General features: G+C 67.7%; 13 protein-coding genes. 12 read left to right on the plus strand and 1 reads right to left on the minus strand.

The annotated features are described in order from the left end of the window. The first annotated feature begins 39 nt into the window (after nt 1–39). From EJO66_RS01515 to accD, 12 genes are all read left to right on the plus strand, one after another. Nucleotides 40–180: an entericidin A/B family lipoprotein gene (locus EJO66_RS01515; RefSeq protein ID WP_124957172.1), complete on the plus strand. Its 141-nt coding sequence runs from the start codon at nt 40–42 to the stop codon at nt 178–180. A gap of 181 nt (nt 181–361) precedes the next feature. Next, a complete protein-coding gene (locus EJO66_RS01520) occupies nt 362–1,309 on the plus strand; it encodes a LysR family transcriptional regulator (RefSeq protein WP_124957173.1) in 948 nt (315 codons plus the stop codon). A gap of 45 nt (nt 1,310–1,354) precedes the next feature. Next, nucleotides 1,355–2,776, plus strand: coding sequence for a 3-isopropylmalate dehydratase large subunit (gene leuC, locus EJO66_RS01525; protein ID WP_124957174.1), 1,422 nt, complete (start codon nt 1,355–1,357; stop codon nt 2,774–2,776). An 18-nt stretch (nt 2,777–2,794) separates the two neighbouring features. Beyond that, nucleotides 2,795–3,445 carry a 3-isopropylmalate dehydratase small subunit gene (leuD, locus tag EJO66_RS01530; RefSeq protein ID WP_125964517.1) on the plus strand — a complete coding sequence of 217 codons (651 nt, stop codon included), beginning with the start codon at nt 2,795–2,797 and terminating at the stop codon, nt 3,443–3,445. Nucleotides 3,446–3,485: 40 nt separating this feature from the next. Beyond that, a complete protein-coding gene (gene leuB / locus EJO66_RS01535) occupies nt 3,486–4,574 on the plus strand; it encodes a 3-isopropylmalate dehydrogenase (protein ID WP_124957176.1) in 1,089 nt (362 codons plus the stop codon). A gap of 90 nt (nt 4,575–4,664) precedes the next feature. Beyond that, nucleotides 4,665–5,807 (plus strand): aspartate-semialdehyde dehydrogenase, encoded by a 1,143-nt coding sequence (asd, locus tag EJO66_RS01540; RefSeq protein ID WP_124957177.1) that lies wholly within the window; start codon nt 4,665–4,667, stop codon nt 5,805–5,807. Nucleotides 5,808–6,031: 224 nt separating this feature from the next. Continuing rightward, the gene (locus EJO66_RS01545) at nt 6,032–8,779 is read left to right on the plus strand and encodes a FimV/HubP family polar landmark protein (RefSeq protein ID WP_420856665.1); all 2,748 of its coding nucleotides are present in this window, start codon (nt 6,032–6,034) and stop codon (nt 8,777–8,779) included. 30 nt (nt 8,780–8,809) lie between these two features. Further along, complete coding sequence (gene truA, locus EJO66_RS01550) at nt 8,810–9,622, plus strand: tRNA pseudouridine(38-40) synthase TruA (RefSeq protein WP_125964519.1); 813 nt, start codon at nt 8,810–8,812, stop codon at nt 9,620–9,622. Next, a complete protein-coding gene (locus EJO66_RS01555) occupies nt 9,619–10,314 on the plus strand; it encodes a phosphoribosylanthranilate isomerase (protein WP_124957180.1) in 696 nt (231 codons plus the stop codon). The genes truA and EJO66_RS01555 overlap by 4 nt, the downstream gene beginning before the upstream one ends. 60 nt (nt 10,315–10,374) lie before the next feature. Further along, on the plus strand, nt 10,375–11,649 hold the full coding sequence (gene trpB / locus EJO66_RS01560) for a tryptophan synthase subunit beta (RefSeq protein ID WP_164547765.1): 1,275 nt from the start codon (nt 10,375–10,377) through the stop codon (nt 11,647–11,649). Beyond that, complete coding sequence (gene trpA / locus EJO66_RS01565) at nt 11,649–12,494, plus strand: tryptophan synthase subunit alpha (RefSeq protein WP_124957182.1); 846 nt, start codon at nt 11,649–11,651, stop codon at nt 12,492–12,494. The genes trpB and trpA overlap by 1 nt, the downstream gene beginning before the upstream one ends. A 63-nt stretch (nt 12,495–12,557) precedes the next feature. Further along, nucleotides 12,558–13,430: an acetyl-CoA carboxylase, carboxyltransferase subunit beta gene (gene accD / locus EJO66_RS01570; protein ID WP_125964521.1), complete on the plus strand. Its 873-nt coding sequence runs from the start codon at nt 12,558–12,560 to the stop codon at nt 13,428–13,430. A 12-nt stretch (nt 13,431–13,442) separates the two neighbouring features. Here the strand turns inward: accD and EJO66_RS01575 are convergent, their stop codons facing one another. Beyond that, nucleotides 13,443–14,003, minus strand: a complete 561-nt coding sequence (locus EJO66_RS01575; protein WP_124957183.1) for a YggT family protein — start codon at nt 14,001–14,003, stop codon at nt 13,443–13,445. Between the last annotated feature and the right edge of the window lie 13 nt (nt 14,004–14,016).

Below are 14,016 nucleotides of genomic sequence, written 5' to 3' on the forward strand. Positions count from 1 at the left end.
TCCGAGCCTTGCTTTTCAACCGCCTTCAGGAGACCCGTCATGAAGCAACTTACCGCGCTGATCGCCGTCGCTTTCGCACTTGCCATCCCGCTGGGTGGCTGCAACACCTTCAGGGGTGCTGGCCAGGACATCCAGAAGGGCGGCGAAAAGGTCGAGGACGCCGCCAAGAAGCGCCAGTAAACGCCCGAGTCCCGCACGCCCCGCCCCTCGCCGACAAGCGAGGCGCGGGGCGTTTTGCCGTGCGGGGCCGCAGGGGACTCGTCGCCCCAGGGCAAGGAACCCATCTCACATGGCGATGGCAGACCCATCAAAACCCTGGGAAAATGGCGAACTCATCGCCAAACGCGATGCCCAAAGCCCCATGACCACTTCCGAACGCAATTTCGCCCGGCGCATCGACCTCACGTCGCTGCAGCTGTTCGTGGCCGTTTGCGAACTCGGCAGCATCGGGCGCGCGGCGGAGCGCGAGTTCATTGCCGCATCGGCCATCAGCAAGCGGCTCTCGGACCTGGAAGCCACCCTGGGCACCACCCTGCTCTACCGCCATGCGCGCGGCGTCGATCTTTCCCCCGCGGGCGAAAGCCTGCTGCACCATGCGCGCTCGGTGCTCTACAGCCTCGAGAAGATGCAGGGCGAGCTCAGCGAATACGCCGAGGGCGTGCGCGGCCATGTGCGCGTGCATGCCAACATCTCGGCCATCGTGCAGTTTCTTCCCGAGGACCTCGGCGCCTTCACGCGCGAGCACGACGCGATCAAGATCGACCTCGAAGAGCACCTGAGCAACGAAGTGGTGCGCGCGGTCCAGGAAGGCGCCGCCGACCTCGGCATCTGCCACATACCCGACGGCACCAACGAGCTGCAGACCCTGCCCTACCGCCACGACCGGCTCGTGCTGATCGCGCCCGCGGGGCATCCGCTCACGACAACGCAGGGGCCGATCGACTTCGCCGCCTCGCTCGATTTCGACCACGTCGGCCTGCATACCAACAGCTCGATCTACGTGGCCATGCACCAGGCCGCGCTCGAGGCGGGCCGCAGCGTCAAGCTGCGCATCCACGTGACCGGGCTCGACGCGATGTGCCGCATGATCGACAACGGGCTGGGCATCGGCGTGATGCCGCAGCGCGCATTCGAACTGCTGCAGGCGGGCATCGGCAGCCACCTTCGCAGCGTGGCGCTGAACGACGCCTGGTCCCGGCGCGAGATCCGCCTGGCGGCGCGCGACTTCTCCACCCTGCCGGTGGCCGCGCGCGCGCTGGTCAACCATCTGCACACGCCGGCGGCCGCCGCAGAGCCGCTCGCCGCCTAGAACACAAGACAATCCAACTCCCCACGAAAGACAGAAGAGACCGACATGGCACGCACGCTCTACGACAAGATCTGGGACGAACACGTCGTCCACACCGAGGAAGACGGCACCGCGATCCTCTACATCGACCGCCACCTGGTGCACGAAGTCACCAGCCCGCAGGCCTTCGAGGGCCTGCGCGTCGCCGGCCGCAAGCTGTGGCGCATCAGCTCGGTGGTGGCCACGGCCGACCACAACACGCCGACCACGGGCTGGGAGCGCGGCTACGAAGGCATTGCCGACCCGACCAGCAAGGAGCAGGTCACCACGCTCGACAAGAACATCGCGGAATTCGGCGCCGCCGCGTTCTTTCCGTTCCTGAGCAAGCGCCAGGGCATCGTGCACGTGATCGGGCCCGAATCGGGCGCCACGCTGCCGGGCATGACTGTCGTCTGCGGCGACTCGCACACCTCCACCCACGGCGCCTTCGGCGCGCTCGCGCACGGCATCGGCACCAGCGAGGTCGAGCACGTCATGGCCACGCAGACGCTGCTGGGCAAGAAGGCGAAAAACATGCTCGTGAAGGTCGAGGGCAAGCTGCCTTTCGGCTGCACCGCCAAGGACATCGTGCTGGCCATCATCGGCAAGATCGGCACGGCCGGCGGCACGGGCTACACGATCGAATTCGCAGGCTCGGCCATCCGCGACCTGAGCATGGAAGGCCGCATGACGGTCTGCAACATGGCCATCGAGGCCGGTGCGCGCGCCGGCCTCGTGGCGGTCGACGAAAAGACCATCAGCTACGTCAAGGGCCGCCCGCTTGCACCCACGGGCGTGGAGTGGGACCTGGCCATGGCCTACTGGCGCACGCTGCAGTCCGACCCCGACGCGAAATTCGACGCCGTGGTCGAGCTCGATGCCACGCAGATCCAGCCGCAGGTCACCTGGGGCACCTCGCCCGAGATGGTGGTCGACATCAACGGCCGCGTGCCCGATCCCGAGAAGGAAAAGGACGCCAGCAAGCGCAGCGCCATCGAGCGCGCGCTGGTCTACATGGGCCTGGAGCCGAACAAGGCAATGAACGACATCTTCATCGACAAGGTGTTCATCGGCTCGTGCACCAACAGCCGCATCGAGGACATGCGCGAGGCCGCCGCCGTGGTGAAGAAGCTCGGCCGGAAGGTGGCCAGGAACGTCAAGCTCGCAATGGTGGTGCCCGGCTCGGGCGTCGTGAAGGAACAGGCCGAGCGCGAAGGGCTCGACCTGATCTTCAAGGCCGCGGGCTTCGAATGGCGCGAACCCGGCTGCTCGATGTGCCTGGCGATGAACGCCGACCGCCTGGAGCCCGGCGAGCGCTGCGCCTCCACCAGCAACCGCAACTTCGAAGGCCGCCAGGGCGCCGGGGGCCGCACCCACCTCGTGAGCCCGGCCATGGCCGCCGCCGCCGCGGTGCACGGCCATTTTGTCGACGTCCGTACGTTCGCCTGAACACAGAGAGAAATTCACATGCAGAAATTCACCGTGCACAAGGGCCTCGTGGCCCCGATGGACCGCGAGAACGTCGACACCGACGCGATCATTCCGAAGCAGTTCCTCAAGTCGATCCGCAAGACCGGCTTCGGCCAGAACCTGTTCGACGAATGGCGATACCTGGACGCCGGCTTTCCGGGTCAGGATCCGGAAAGCCGCAAGCCGAACCCCGACTTCGTGCTGAACCAGCCGCGCTACGCCAGCGCCTCGATCCTGCTGGCGCGCAAGAACTTCGGCTGCGGCTCGTCGCGCGAGCACGCGCCGTGGGCGCTCGACCAGTACGGCTTCCGCGCGATCATCGCGCCGAGCTATGCCGACATCTTCTTCAACAACAGCTTCAAGAACGGCCTGCTGCCGATCGTGCTGCCCGAGGCGCAGGTGGCGCAGCTGTTCGACGAGACCTTCGCGTTCCCCGGCTACACGCTCACCATCGACCTGGAGCGCCAGGTGGTCGTGAAGCCCGATGGCGGCGAGTTCGCGTTCGACGTGCAGGCCTTCCGCAAGTACTGCCTGATCAACGGGCTGGACGACATCGGCCTCACGCTGCGCCACAAGGACAAGATCAAGGCCTTCGAGGCCGAGCGGCTGGCGCAGAAGCCCTGGCTCGCGCACACGATGATCTCGTGATCGACCGCATTTCCTTTTTCAAAAAACCTCAGACCCAATCATGAAAATCGCAGTTCTCCCGGGCGACGGCATCGGCACTGAAATCGTGGCCGAAGCCATTCGCGTGCTCGACGCGCTCGACCTCTCGTTCGAGATGGAAACGGCGCTGGTCGGCGGCGCGGCCTACGAGGCCCATGGCCATCCGCTGCCCGAAGCCACGCTCAAGCTCGCCAAGGAAGCCGACGCGGTGCTGTTCGGCGCGGTCGGCGACTGGAAGTACGACAAGCTCGACCGCCCGCTGCGTCCGGAGCAGGCCATCCTGGGCCTGCGCAAGAACCTCGGGCTGTTCGCGAACTTCCGCCCGGCCATCTGCTACGAGCAGCTGGTAGGCGCCTCGAGCCTCAAGCCCGAGCTGATTGCGGGCCTGGACATCCTCATCATCCGCGAGCTGACCGGCGACATCTACTTCGGCCAGCCGCGCGGCCGCCGCACAGCCGTCGACGGGCATTTTCCGGGCGCCGAAGAGGCTTTCGACACCATGCGCTATTCGCGCCCCGAGGTCGAGCGCATCGCCCGCGTGGCCTTCGAGGCCGCACGCAAGCGCAGCAAGCGCGTGACCAGCGTCGACAAGGCCAACGTGCTGGAGACCTTCCAGTTCTGGAAGGACATCGTGACCGAGGTGCACAAGGACTATCCGGACATCGAACTCGACCACATGTACGTCGACAACGCGGCCATGCAGCTCGTGAAGGCACCCAAGAAGTTCGACGTGATCGTCACCGGCAACATGTTCGGCGACATCCTCTCGGACGAGGCCGCCATGCTCACCGGCTCCATCGGCATGCTGCCCTCGGCGTCGCTCAATTCGAGCAACCAGGGCCTGTACGAGCCCAGCCACGGCAGCGCACCCGACATTGCCGGAAAAGGGGTTGCCAATCCATTGGCTACAATACTGTCCGCTGCCATGATGCTCCGTTTTTCACTCAACCAAGCCGAAGCTGCCGACCGGATCGAGTCGGCGGTCAAGCACGTGCTCGCCTCCGGGCTGCGCACCGGTGACATCTGGTCAGAAGGCACGAAGCGCGTCGGCACCCGCGAAATGGGCGACGCGGTTGTTGCAGCAATCACCAAAAAGACGATTACCGGCTAACCGCAGCCCGCTTCGTCACGCCCCTCCCCGGCTCGACGAGTCGGGGGCAAGAAAAGACAACTTCTTTCTTTTTTAAAAGGGCAAACTGAAATGGCGAACGCATCTCAACCTCTGGTCGGCCTCGTGGGCTGGCGCGGCATGGTCGGCTCGGTTCTGATGGACCGCATGCAGGCCGAAGGCGACTTCGGGCTCATCGAGCCGGTCTTCTTCTCGACTTCCAACGCCGGCGGCAAGGCCCCGGCCATGGCCAGGAACGAGACCGCGCTCAAGGATGCGAACGACATCGAGGCCCTCAAGAAGTGCGACATCGTCATCACCTGCCAGGGCGGCGACTACACCAGCGAGGTGTTCCCCAAGCTGCGCGCCGCGGGCTGGAGCGGCCACTGGATCGACGCCGCCTCCACCCTGCGCATGCAGGACGACGCGGTCATCGTGCTCGACCCCGTCAACCTGCCGGTGATCCAGAACGCGCTCGCCAAGGGCGGCAAGAACTGGATCGGCGGCAACTGCACGGTCAGCTGCATGCTGATGGGCGTGGGCGCCCTCTACAAGGCGGGCCTGGTCGAGTGGATGACCAGCATGACCTACCAGGCGGCTTCGGGCGGCGGCGCGCAGCACATGCGCGAACTGCTGACGCAGTTCGGCACGCTCAACGCCGAGGTGCGCGCACTGCTGGACGACCCCAAGTCGGCCATCCTCGAGATCGACCGCAAGGTGCTGCACAGGCAGCAGAATCTCAGCGCTTCGGAAACGGCCAACTTCGGCGCACCGCTGGGCGGCTCGCTGATCCCCTGGATCGACAAGGACCTGGGCAATGGCATGTCCAAGGAAGAATGGAAGGCCGGCGCGGAGACCAACAAGATCCTCGGCCAGGGCGCGGGCTTCGGCACCGCCGCCGTGCCGGTCGATGGCTTCTGCGTGCGCATCGGCGCCATGCGCTGTCACAGCCAGGCACTGACCTTCAAGCTCAAGAAGGACGTGCCCGTGGCCGACATCGAAGCGCTGATCGCCGCGGACAACCCGTGGGCCAGCGTGGTGCCGAACACCCGTGAAGCGACCCTCAAGGACCTGACGCCAGTGGCGGTGACGGGCACCATGAACATCCCGGTCGGCCGCATCCGCAAGCTGGCGATGGGCCCCGAATACGTCGGCGCCTTCACCATCGGCGACCAGCTGCTGTGGGGTGCGGCTGAACCGCTGCGCCGCATGCTGCGCATCCTCCTTGAGGCTTGATGGGGGCGCGCAGGCTCTCCATGGACCGAAAGTGTTGCCATCAGGCAACACTGAATGTGTGCGTAAGTATGCGCGCACTGGGTAGAACGGGCGCACCGCCTTGTCAGTACCCGGTGATGATGCTAACGTCCTCTTACAAATTCTGGGCCTGAGCCGCCCCTATCAGCATGACAAGACATCTGTTGCCCGCGGCCCGCCCATCGGCCGCTCGCCCCTCCCTGCCCTTGAATGGTCTTCGCCTTTCCGTTCTGGGCACGGCCGTTGCCGTGGTCCTGGGTATTGCAAGCGCAGACGCCAGCGCCTTCGCGCTGGGGCAGTTGAAGGTGCAATCGGCCCTGGGCGAACCGCTTCGCGCCGAAATCGACGTGACCGAAATGGCCGCCGCCGAGGCGGACAGCCTGAAGATCAGCGTCGCCAGCGCCGACGCCTTCAAGAATGCGGGCGTTCCGTACAACGCCGCGCTCAGCGACGTCAAGGCGACGCTGCAGCGCCGCGCCGGCGGCCAGTACGTCGTCCGGCTCACTGGCAGCCGTCCGCTCAACGATCCCTTCGTCGACCTGCTGCTCGAAGCCAACGGTTCGTCGGGCCGCATGGTGCGCGACTACACCGTGCTGCTCGATCCGCCGGCAACCCGCCAGGCGGCGCCGAGCGTGCCCATCGCGCCCGCCACGCCCCAGGTGAGCACGTCGCCTGCGGAACGCCCGGGCGCGGCTGCGGCGCGCGCACGCCGCGAGCGCGCGCCGGTCGCACCGGTTACCGCTCCCGCCGCGCCGGTGCCCGCCACCGCCGCACCGCAGGCGCCCGGCGCCGCTGCGCCGGCCCGCCCGGCAGGCGGCGGCGAGCAGGTCACGGTCCAGCGCGGCGATACCGCCAGCAAGATCGCCGGGGCCCACAAGCCTGCCGACATTTCGCTCGACCAGATGCTGGTGGCGCTCCTGCTTGCCAATCCCGATGCGTTCATTGGCGGCAACGTCAACCGCATGAAGGCCGGCGCCGTGCTCGATCTGCCGAGCGCCACCGAAGCCGGCGCCATTCTGCCGTCGGAAGCGCGGCGAACCATTACCGCGCAGAGCCGCGACTTCCGCGCCTACCGCCAGCGCCTTGCCGAGAACGCACCCACGTCGAACGTGGCCGCTGCCGACCGCAAGGCTTCTGGCAAGCTGCAGGCCAACGTCGAGGATCGCAATGCCGCGGCAAGCGCACCCGACAAGCTGACGATCTCGCAGGGCAGCGCAGCGGCCCGTGCCGCCGAAGAAAAGGTTGCGCAAACCCGCCAGGCGCAGGACAGCAACAACCGCGTTGCCGAGCTCTCGAAGAACATCAACGAACTGGCCAAGCTCAAGGCAGCCACCGGTTCGGCGGCGCCGGCCGCTGGCTCGGCGGCACCTGCCCCGGCAGCCCCCGGCATCCCCGTTCCCAATCCGGGCGTAGCCGCCACCACGGCACCGGCCGCTGCGGTGCCTGCAGCCGCCGCGCCCGCCCCGGCTGCAGCGCCCGCCGCAGCACCCGTCGTCCCCGCCACGGCGCCCGCTGCCGCTTCGGCGCCGGCACCGGCAGCGACTCCCGCGCCTGCTGCAGCGGTACCGGCAGCAGCTGCCCCCACCGCTCCAGCCGCCGAACCGGCGCCTGCTGCAACTTCCGAACTGGCACCGGCCGCTCCCGCAGCGGCGGCAAGTGCCGCGGCCGCTGCGCCGGCCCCGGCGCCCAAGCCGGTCGTCAAGGCAGCGCCTCCGCCGCCTCCGGTGGAGCGCGGTTTCTTCGAAGAGCTGATGGACAACCCGCTGATGCTCGGCGGTGCGGCGCTGATCGCCTTGCTGGTCGGCTTCCTGCTTTACCGCGTCCTGGGCCGCCGCCGCGAAGAAATGAGCGAAAGCGTGTTCCTCGAAAGCCGCATTCCCAAGGATTCGTTCTTCGGCGCCAGCGGCGGCGAATCGGTCGACACCAAGCAGCGCGGCGATTCCACCGTGTCGTCGCTGTCGTACTCGCCGAGCCAGCTCGATGCGGGCGACGTCGATCCCGTGGCCGAAGCGGACGTGTACCTGGCCTACGGCCGCGACCTGCAGGCCGAGGAAATCCTCCGCGAAGCCCTGCGCGTGAATCCGGACCGCACGGCCATCCACCTCAAGCTGCTCGAGATCCATGCCAAGCGGCGCGACGTCCGGGCCTACGAAGGCCTGGCGACCGAAGTGCACAAGCTGACCAACGGCACCGGCGCCGACTGGAACCGCGTGGTCGAAATGGGCAAGGACCTCGATCCGGGCAATCCGCTGTACGAATCGGGCACGCCCCGCGGCGTGACCCCCGCCGAAAGCGCCGCCTTTGCCGGCGCCCTTGCCACGGCAGCGGCCAAGCCCGCGCCCGCCCCGGTGGCGGCGCCTGCTCCTGTCATGGCGGCCGCGCCAGCCTTCGTGCCCTCGGTTGCGCCGCTGGACTTCGATCTGGACCTGAGCCAGCCACCGGCACCGGCACCGGCCCCGGCCCCGGTGAGTGCCAGCCTGCCGAAGACGGCCTATGCGCCGCCTGCCGCCAGCAGTGCGCCGCTGTCCAACGGCCATGCACACGCGCCCACGGCACCGGTCGACCTGGAAAACGACTTCGACACCGCCCCTGGCGCACTGTCCCCGATCACCCGCCCCGGCGCGCTGGGCGAAGCCGAAGCCAACACCCGCCCGGCCGGGCTGCGCGGCAACCTGCCTGCGGACTCGGGCTTCATCGAATTCGACATGAGTGCGCTGGCCGGCCTTCCCGCCCGCCCGGTGGCCGGTACCGCCGATGCAGCAGCAAGGCCCGCCGAAGCCGCGCAGGACGACGATGGCGACGAGAGCCCCCATGCGGTCAAGCTGTCGCTGGCGCGCGAGCTGCAGGCCATCGGCGACGTCGAAGGCGCCCGCTCGCTGGTCGAGGAAGTCGAAGCCGAAAGCGCCGGCGACCTCAAGTCGCAGGCGAGGCAATTGCTCGCCGAGCTGCGCTGACGAGCGGCTTTTTCCGCTGTTCCTGAATTCGTGAGGCTGGCGCTAGGCATCCGCTACAACGGCCAGGCATACGAGGGCTGGCAAAGCCAGCGCTCGGGCCGCACGGTGCAGGACAAGCTCGAGGCGGCCCTCACCAAGTTCGCGGCGCAGCCCATCGGCACGCTGTGCGCCGGCCGCACCGACGCCGGCGTGCACGCGCTGATGCAGGTGGTGCACTTCGACACCACCGTCGAACGCGAGCCCTTCTCCTGGATGCGCGGCACCAATCGCTTCCTGCCCGACGACATCGCGGTGCAGTGGGCGCAGCCGGTGCCGGATGAATTCCATTGCCGCGCCAGCGCACTGGCGCGGCGCTACCTCTACGTGCTGTCGCAATCGCCCGTGCGGCCCAGCCTCGATTCGGGCCGGGTCGGCTGGTCGATGCATGCGCTCGACGGCGATGCGATGCGCGCCGCCGCCGCCCTGCTGGTAGGCCGGCACGACTTCAGTTCGTTCCGCGCCTCGGCCTGCCAGGCCCGCTCGCCGGTCAAGGACCTGCGGCGCATCGAGATCACGCGCAACGGCAGCGGCGACCGCTGCCGCTGGCACTTCGAGTTCGAGGCCGATGCCTTCCTGCACCACATGATCCGCAACCTGATGGGCTGCCTCGTGCGCATCGGCCGCGGCGACGAGCGGCCCGAATGGATCAGCGAGGTGCTCGAGGCGCGCAGCCGCAAGGTGGCGGCGCCCACCTTCTCGGCCAACGGGCTGTATTTTCTCGGGCCGTTGTACGACGCCAAGTGGGGTCTGCCGGCCGAGGCCACGCTGCAGGCCGGCGGCGCTCCTTATGATGGGCCGCCATGACTGCCGCTCCCCGCACCCGCATCAAGATCTGCGGCCTCACGCGCGAGGCCGACGTGGATGCCGCGGTCGAGGCTGGGGCCGATGCCGTCGGCTTCGTGCTCTACGCGAAAAGCCCGCGCGCCGTGACGGCCGAGCGCGCCGCCGAGCTCGCCTTGCGCCTGCCGCCCTTCATCACGCCGGTGCTGCTGTTCGTGAACGAGGATGCTCCCAAAGTCATAGCGGCCCTCTCACGCGTGAGGGGCGCGATCGCGCAGTTCCACGGCGAAGAAACGCCCGAACAGTGCGAGCAGGCCACCGGCCCGGGGCGCTTTCGCTACATGCGCGCAGCCCGTATTCCGCTGGGCGCCGCCGGAGCCGGCTTCGACCTCGTAAAATACGCGTCCGATTACTCCCACGCCCAGGCCATCCTGCTCGACGCCCATGTCGAAGGTTATGGCGGTGGCGGCAAGGCATTCGATTGGTCACTTCTTCCACCCGCCGTCGACGCTCACCTCGTCTTGAGTGGTGGGCTCACACCTGCAAACGTGAGCGATGGCATTCGCATCCTGCGGACGCGCTGCAAGACGCTGTCCGTTGATGTGAGCTCGGGCGTCGAGATCGACGGTCCCGGGAACAAGGGCCTGAAGGACGCCGGAAAGATCCGGCAATTCGTCGCCGCCGTGAGAGCCGCAGACGCCTCCTTCTCCAGTTAGCCGCCGCACCCGATCGTGATTCGGGCTGCGGCCCAACGATCGAGAACCATGCAAAGCCATATCCAGGACTACCAGCAACCCGACGCCACCGGCCACTTCGGCAACTACGGCGGCACCTTCGCGAGCGAAACGCTCACCCACGCGATCAACGAACTGCGCGACGCGTACGCGAAGTACAAGGACGACCCGGCCTTCCTCGCCGAATTCCACTACGAGCTCAAGCACTTCGTCGGCCGCCCCTCGCCGGTCTACCACGCCGCGCGCACCAGCCGCGAGATGGGCGGCGCGCAGATCTACCTGAAGCGCGAAGACCTCAACCACACCGGCGCGCACAAGATCAACAACGTGATCGGCCAGGCAATGCTGGCACGCCGCATGGGCAAGCCCCGCGTGATCGCCGAAACCGGCGCCGGCCAGCACGGCGTGGCCACCGCCACCATCTGCGCGCGCTACGGCCTCGAGTGCGTGGTCTACATGGGCAGCCAGGACGTGAAGCGCCAGAGCCCCAACGTCTACCGCATGAACCTGCTGGGCGCTACCGTGGTGCCGGTGGAATCGGGCAGCAAGACGCTGAAGGACGCGCTCAACGAGGCCATGCGCGACTGGGTCACGAACGTGGAGAACACCTTCTACATCATCGGCACCGTGGCCGGCCCGCACCCTTACCCGACCATGGTGCGCGACTTCCAGAGCGTGATCGGCACGGAGTGCATCGACCAGATGCCCGCCATGCTCGCGGCCCAGGGCATCACCGGCGAAGCCGAGGGCCGGCAGCCCGACGTGGTGGTGGCCTGCGTGGGCGGTGGCAGCAACGCGATGGGCATCTTCCATCCCTACATCCCGTTCGAAGGCACGCGCCTGATCGGCGTGGAGGCCGCGGGCGAGGGGCTCGACAGCGGCAAGCACTCGGCGTCGATCCTGCGCGGCAGCCCCGGTGTGCTGCACGGCAACCGCACCTACCTGCTGCAGAACGAGGACGGCCAGGTGACCGAAACGCACAGCATCAGCGCCGGCCTCGACTACCCCGGCGTGGGCCCCGAGCACGCCTACCTGGCCGACATCGGCCGCGCCGAGTACGTCGGCATCACCGACACCGAGGCGCTCGAAGCCTTTCACTACCTGTGCCGCACCGAAGGCATCATTCCGGCCCTCGAATCGAGCCACGCCGTGGCCTATGCCATGAAACTCGCGAAGACCATGCGGCCGGACCAGTCGATCCTCGTGAACCTCTCGGGGCGCGGCGACAAGGACATCGGCACCGTCGCCGACCTGTCGGGCGTCGACTTCTACGACCGCCCCTCGATGCGCGGTCTGAGCGTGAAGGGAGGCAAGTGATGAGCCGCATTGCCGCCACTTTCGAGGCCCTGAAGAAGGAAGGCCGCCGCGCCCTCATTCCGTACGTGACCGCGGGCTTCCCCTTCGCCGACATCACACCCGAGCTCATGCACGGCATGGTCGAGGCCGGTGCCGACGTGATCGAACTGGGCGTGCCTTTCTCCGACCCCATGGCCGACGGCCCCGTGATCCAGAAGGCCGGCGAGGCCGCGCTGGCTCTGGGCGTCGGCATGAAGCAGGTGCTCGCCATGGTGGCCGCCTTCCGCCAGAAGGACGCGACCACGCCCGTGGTGCTGATGGGCTATGCGAACCCGGTCGAGCGCTACGACCTCGTGCACGGCAAGAAGGCCTTCATCCGCGATGCGTCGGCTGCGGGCGTCGACGGCCTGCTGGTGGTCGACTACCCGCCCGAGGAATGCGAGGCTTTCGCCGCCGACCTCAAGGCGGCGGACATCGACCTGATCTTCCTGCTGGCTCCCACCAGCACCAGCGAACGCATGGCGCAGGTCGCGCGCATCGCGAGCGGCTATGTCTACTACGTGTCCCTCAAAGGTGTCACGGGCGCCGGCCACCTCGACACCGAAGCGGTCGGCCGGATGATCCCGCGCATCCGCGAGCACGTGAGCATTCCGGTGGGCGTGGGCTTCGGCATCCGCGACGCGCGCACGGCGCAGGCCGTGGGTTCGGCCGCCGATGCGGTCGTGATCGGCACCAGGATCATCCAGCTGATCGACGGGCAGCCGCGCGAAAAGGTGGTGCCCGCGGTGCGCGAATTCCTGGCCGGCATCCGCGAGGCGCTCGATGCCCTGCCGGCGGCTACCCCCAAGAACGCGGCTGGCCGATAATCGCTGCTGCCCTCACCCAGCCCCTCTCCCGCACGCGGGCGGGGGGAGCTAAATCGGAGTCCTATGAGCTGGCTTGAAAAACTGCTACCCGCCAAGATCGCACAAACCGACCCGTCGGAGCGCCGCCAGGTGCCCGAGGGCCTGTGGATCAAGTGCCCCGCCTGCGAGACCGTCCTCTACAAGACCGACCTCGAGCACAACCAGAACGTCTGCCCGAGCTGCAGCCACCACCATCGCATCGGCGCCCGCGCGCGGCTCGACGCCTTCCTCGACGCCGAGGGCCGCTACGAAGTCGGCCAGGAAGTGCTCCCGGTGGACGCGCTCAAGTTCAAGGACAGCCGCAAGTACCCCGAACGGCTCAAGGAAGCGCTCGAGAACACCGGAGAGACCGACGCCCTGGTCGTCATGGGCGGCTCGGTCCACAGCATCAGCGTGGTCGTGGCCTGCTTCGAATTCGAGTTCATGGGCGGCAGCATGGGCAGCGTGGTCGGCGAGCGCTTCGTGCGCGGCGTCGAGACGGCCATCGAACAGAAGGTGCCGTTCATCTGCTTCACCGCCACCGGCGGCGCCCGCATGCAGGAAGGCCTGCTCTCGCTGATGCAGATGGCCAAGACCAACGCGGCGCTCACGCGCCTCGCCAAGAAGAGCCTGCCCTACATCAGCGTGCTGACCGACCCGACCATGGGCGGCGTCTCGGCCGGCTTCGCCTTCGTGGGCGACGTGGTCATTGCCGAACCCAAGGCGCTGATCGGCTTTGCCGGCCCGCGCGTGATCGAATCGACCGTGCGCGTGACGCTGCCCGAAGGCTTCCAGCGCGCAGAGTTCCTGCAGACCAAGGGCGCGATCGACTTCATCAGCGACCGCCGCGAGCTGCGCAAGACCATTGCGAGCACGCTCGCAATGCTGCTGCGCCAGCCGGCCGATGCGGTGAGCTGAACGAAAGACCGATCAGGCACCCAGCTGGTAAGCCAGCACCAGCAGGTTGCCCAGCACGATCGCAATCACCTGCAGCACCACGATCGCGGCCAGGGGCGACAGGTCCACGCCGCCGATCAGCGGGATGAACCGGCGGAACGGCCGGACCAGCGGTTCGGCCAGCCGCGAGATCAGGTCGAGCAGCATCGGCGACGCGCCCGGTATCCACGACAGCACGGCATAGACCACCAGCAGCGCCGTCAGCCCCGACACCGCGAGCTGCAGCAGCCCCACCAGCGAAACGAGCGGCAGGGTGGCAATCCGGCCCAGGTTGCCGATCAGGAGCCACAGCAGCAGGAACTTGGCCAGCACGAGCAGCCAGGCCGCGATGGCACTCGCCAGGTCCCAGCGCTTGACCGAAGGCACGATGCGGCGCAGCGGCAGCACGATCCAGTCGGTGATCGCAAAGACGAAACGCCCGAGCGGGTTGCCGAAAGGCACGCGGTGGTACTGCATGTAGAGGCGCAGCAGGCAGGCGCCGCCGAGCAGGCCGACGATCACGTCGAGAAGGAACGAGGGGATCTGGTAGAGCATGGGGCGTGGTCGT

It is taken from the genome of Variovorax beijingensis (assembly GCF_003951285.1).
GTDB classification, from domain to species: domain Bacteria; phylum Pseudomonadota; class Gammaproteobacteria; order Burkholderiales; family Burkholderiaceae_C; genus Variovorax; species Variovorax beijingensis.

Bases quoted from the DNA above. Each gene is read 5' to 3' on its own strand.
- leuB (WP_124957176.1), top strand. From the start codon at position 3,486: ATGAAAATCGCAGTTCTCCCGGGCGACGGCATCGGCACTGAAATCGTG.
- leuC (WP_124957174.1), top strand. From the start codon at position 1,355: ATGGCACGCACGCTCTACGACAAGATCTGGGACGAACACGTCGTCCAC.
- leuD (WP_125964517.1), top strand. From the start codon at position 2,795: ATGCAGAAATTCACCGTGCACAAGGGCCTCGTGGCCCCGATGGACCGC.
- trpA (WP_124957182.1), top strand. From the start codon at position 11,649: ATGAGCCGCATTGCCGCCACTTTCGAGGCCCTGAAGAAGGAAGGCCGC.
- EJO66_RS01555 (WP_124957180.1), top strand. From the start codon at position 9,619: ATGACTGCCGCTCCCCGCACCCGCATCAAGATCTGCGGCCTCACGCGC.
- asd (WP_124957177.1), top strand. From the start codon at position 4,665: ATGGCGAACGCATCTCAACCTCTGGTCGGCCTCGTGGGCTGGCGCGGC.
- accD (WP_125964521.1), top strand. From the start codon at position 12,558: ATGAGCTGGCTTGAAAAACTGCTACCCGCCAAGATCGCACAAACCGAC.
- EJO66_RS01520 (WP_124957173.1), top strand. From the start codon at position 362: ATGACCACTTCCGAACGCAATTTCGCCCGGCGCATCGACCTCACGTCG.
- EJO66_RS01515 (WP_124957172.1), top strand. From the start codon at position 40: ATGAAGCAACTTACCGCGCTGATCGCCGTCGCTTTCGCACTTGCCATC.
- EJO66_RS01575 (WP_124957183.1), bottom strand. From the start codon at position 14,003: ATGCTCTACCAGATCCCCTCGTTCCTTCTCGACGTGATCGTCGGCCTG.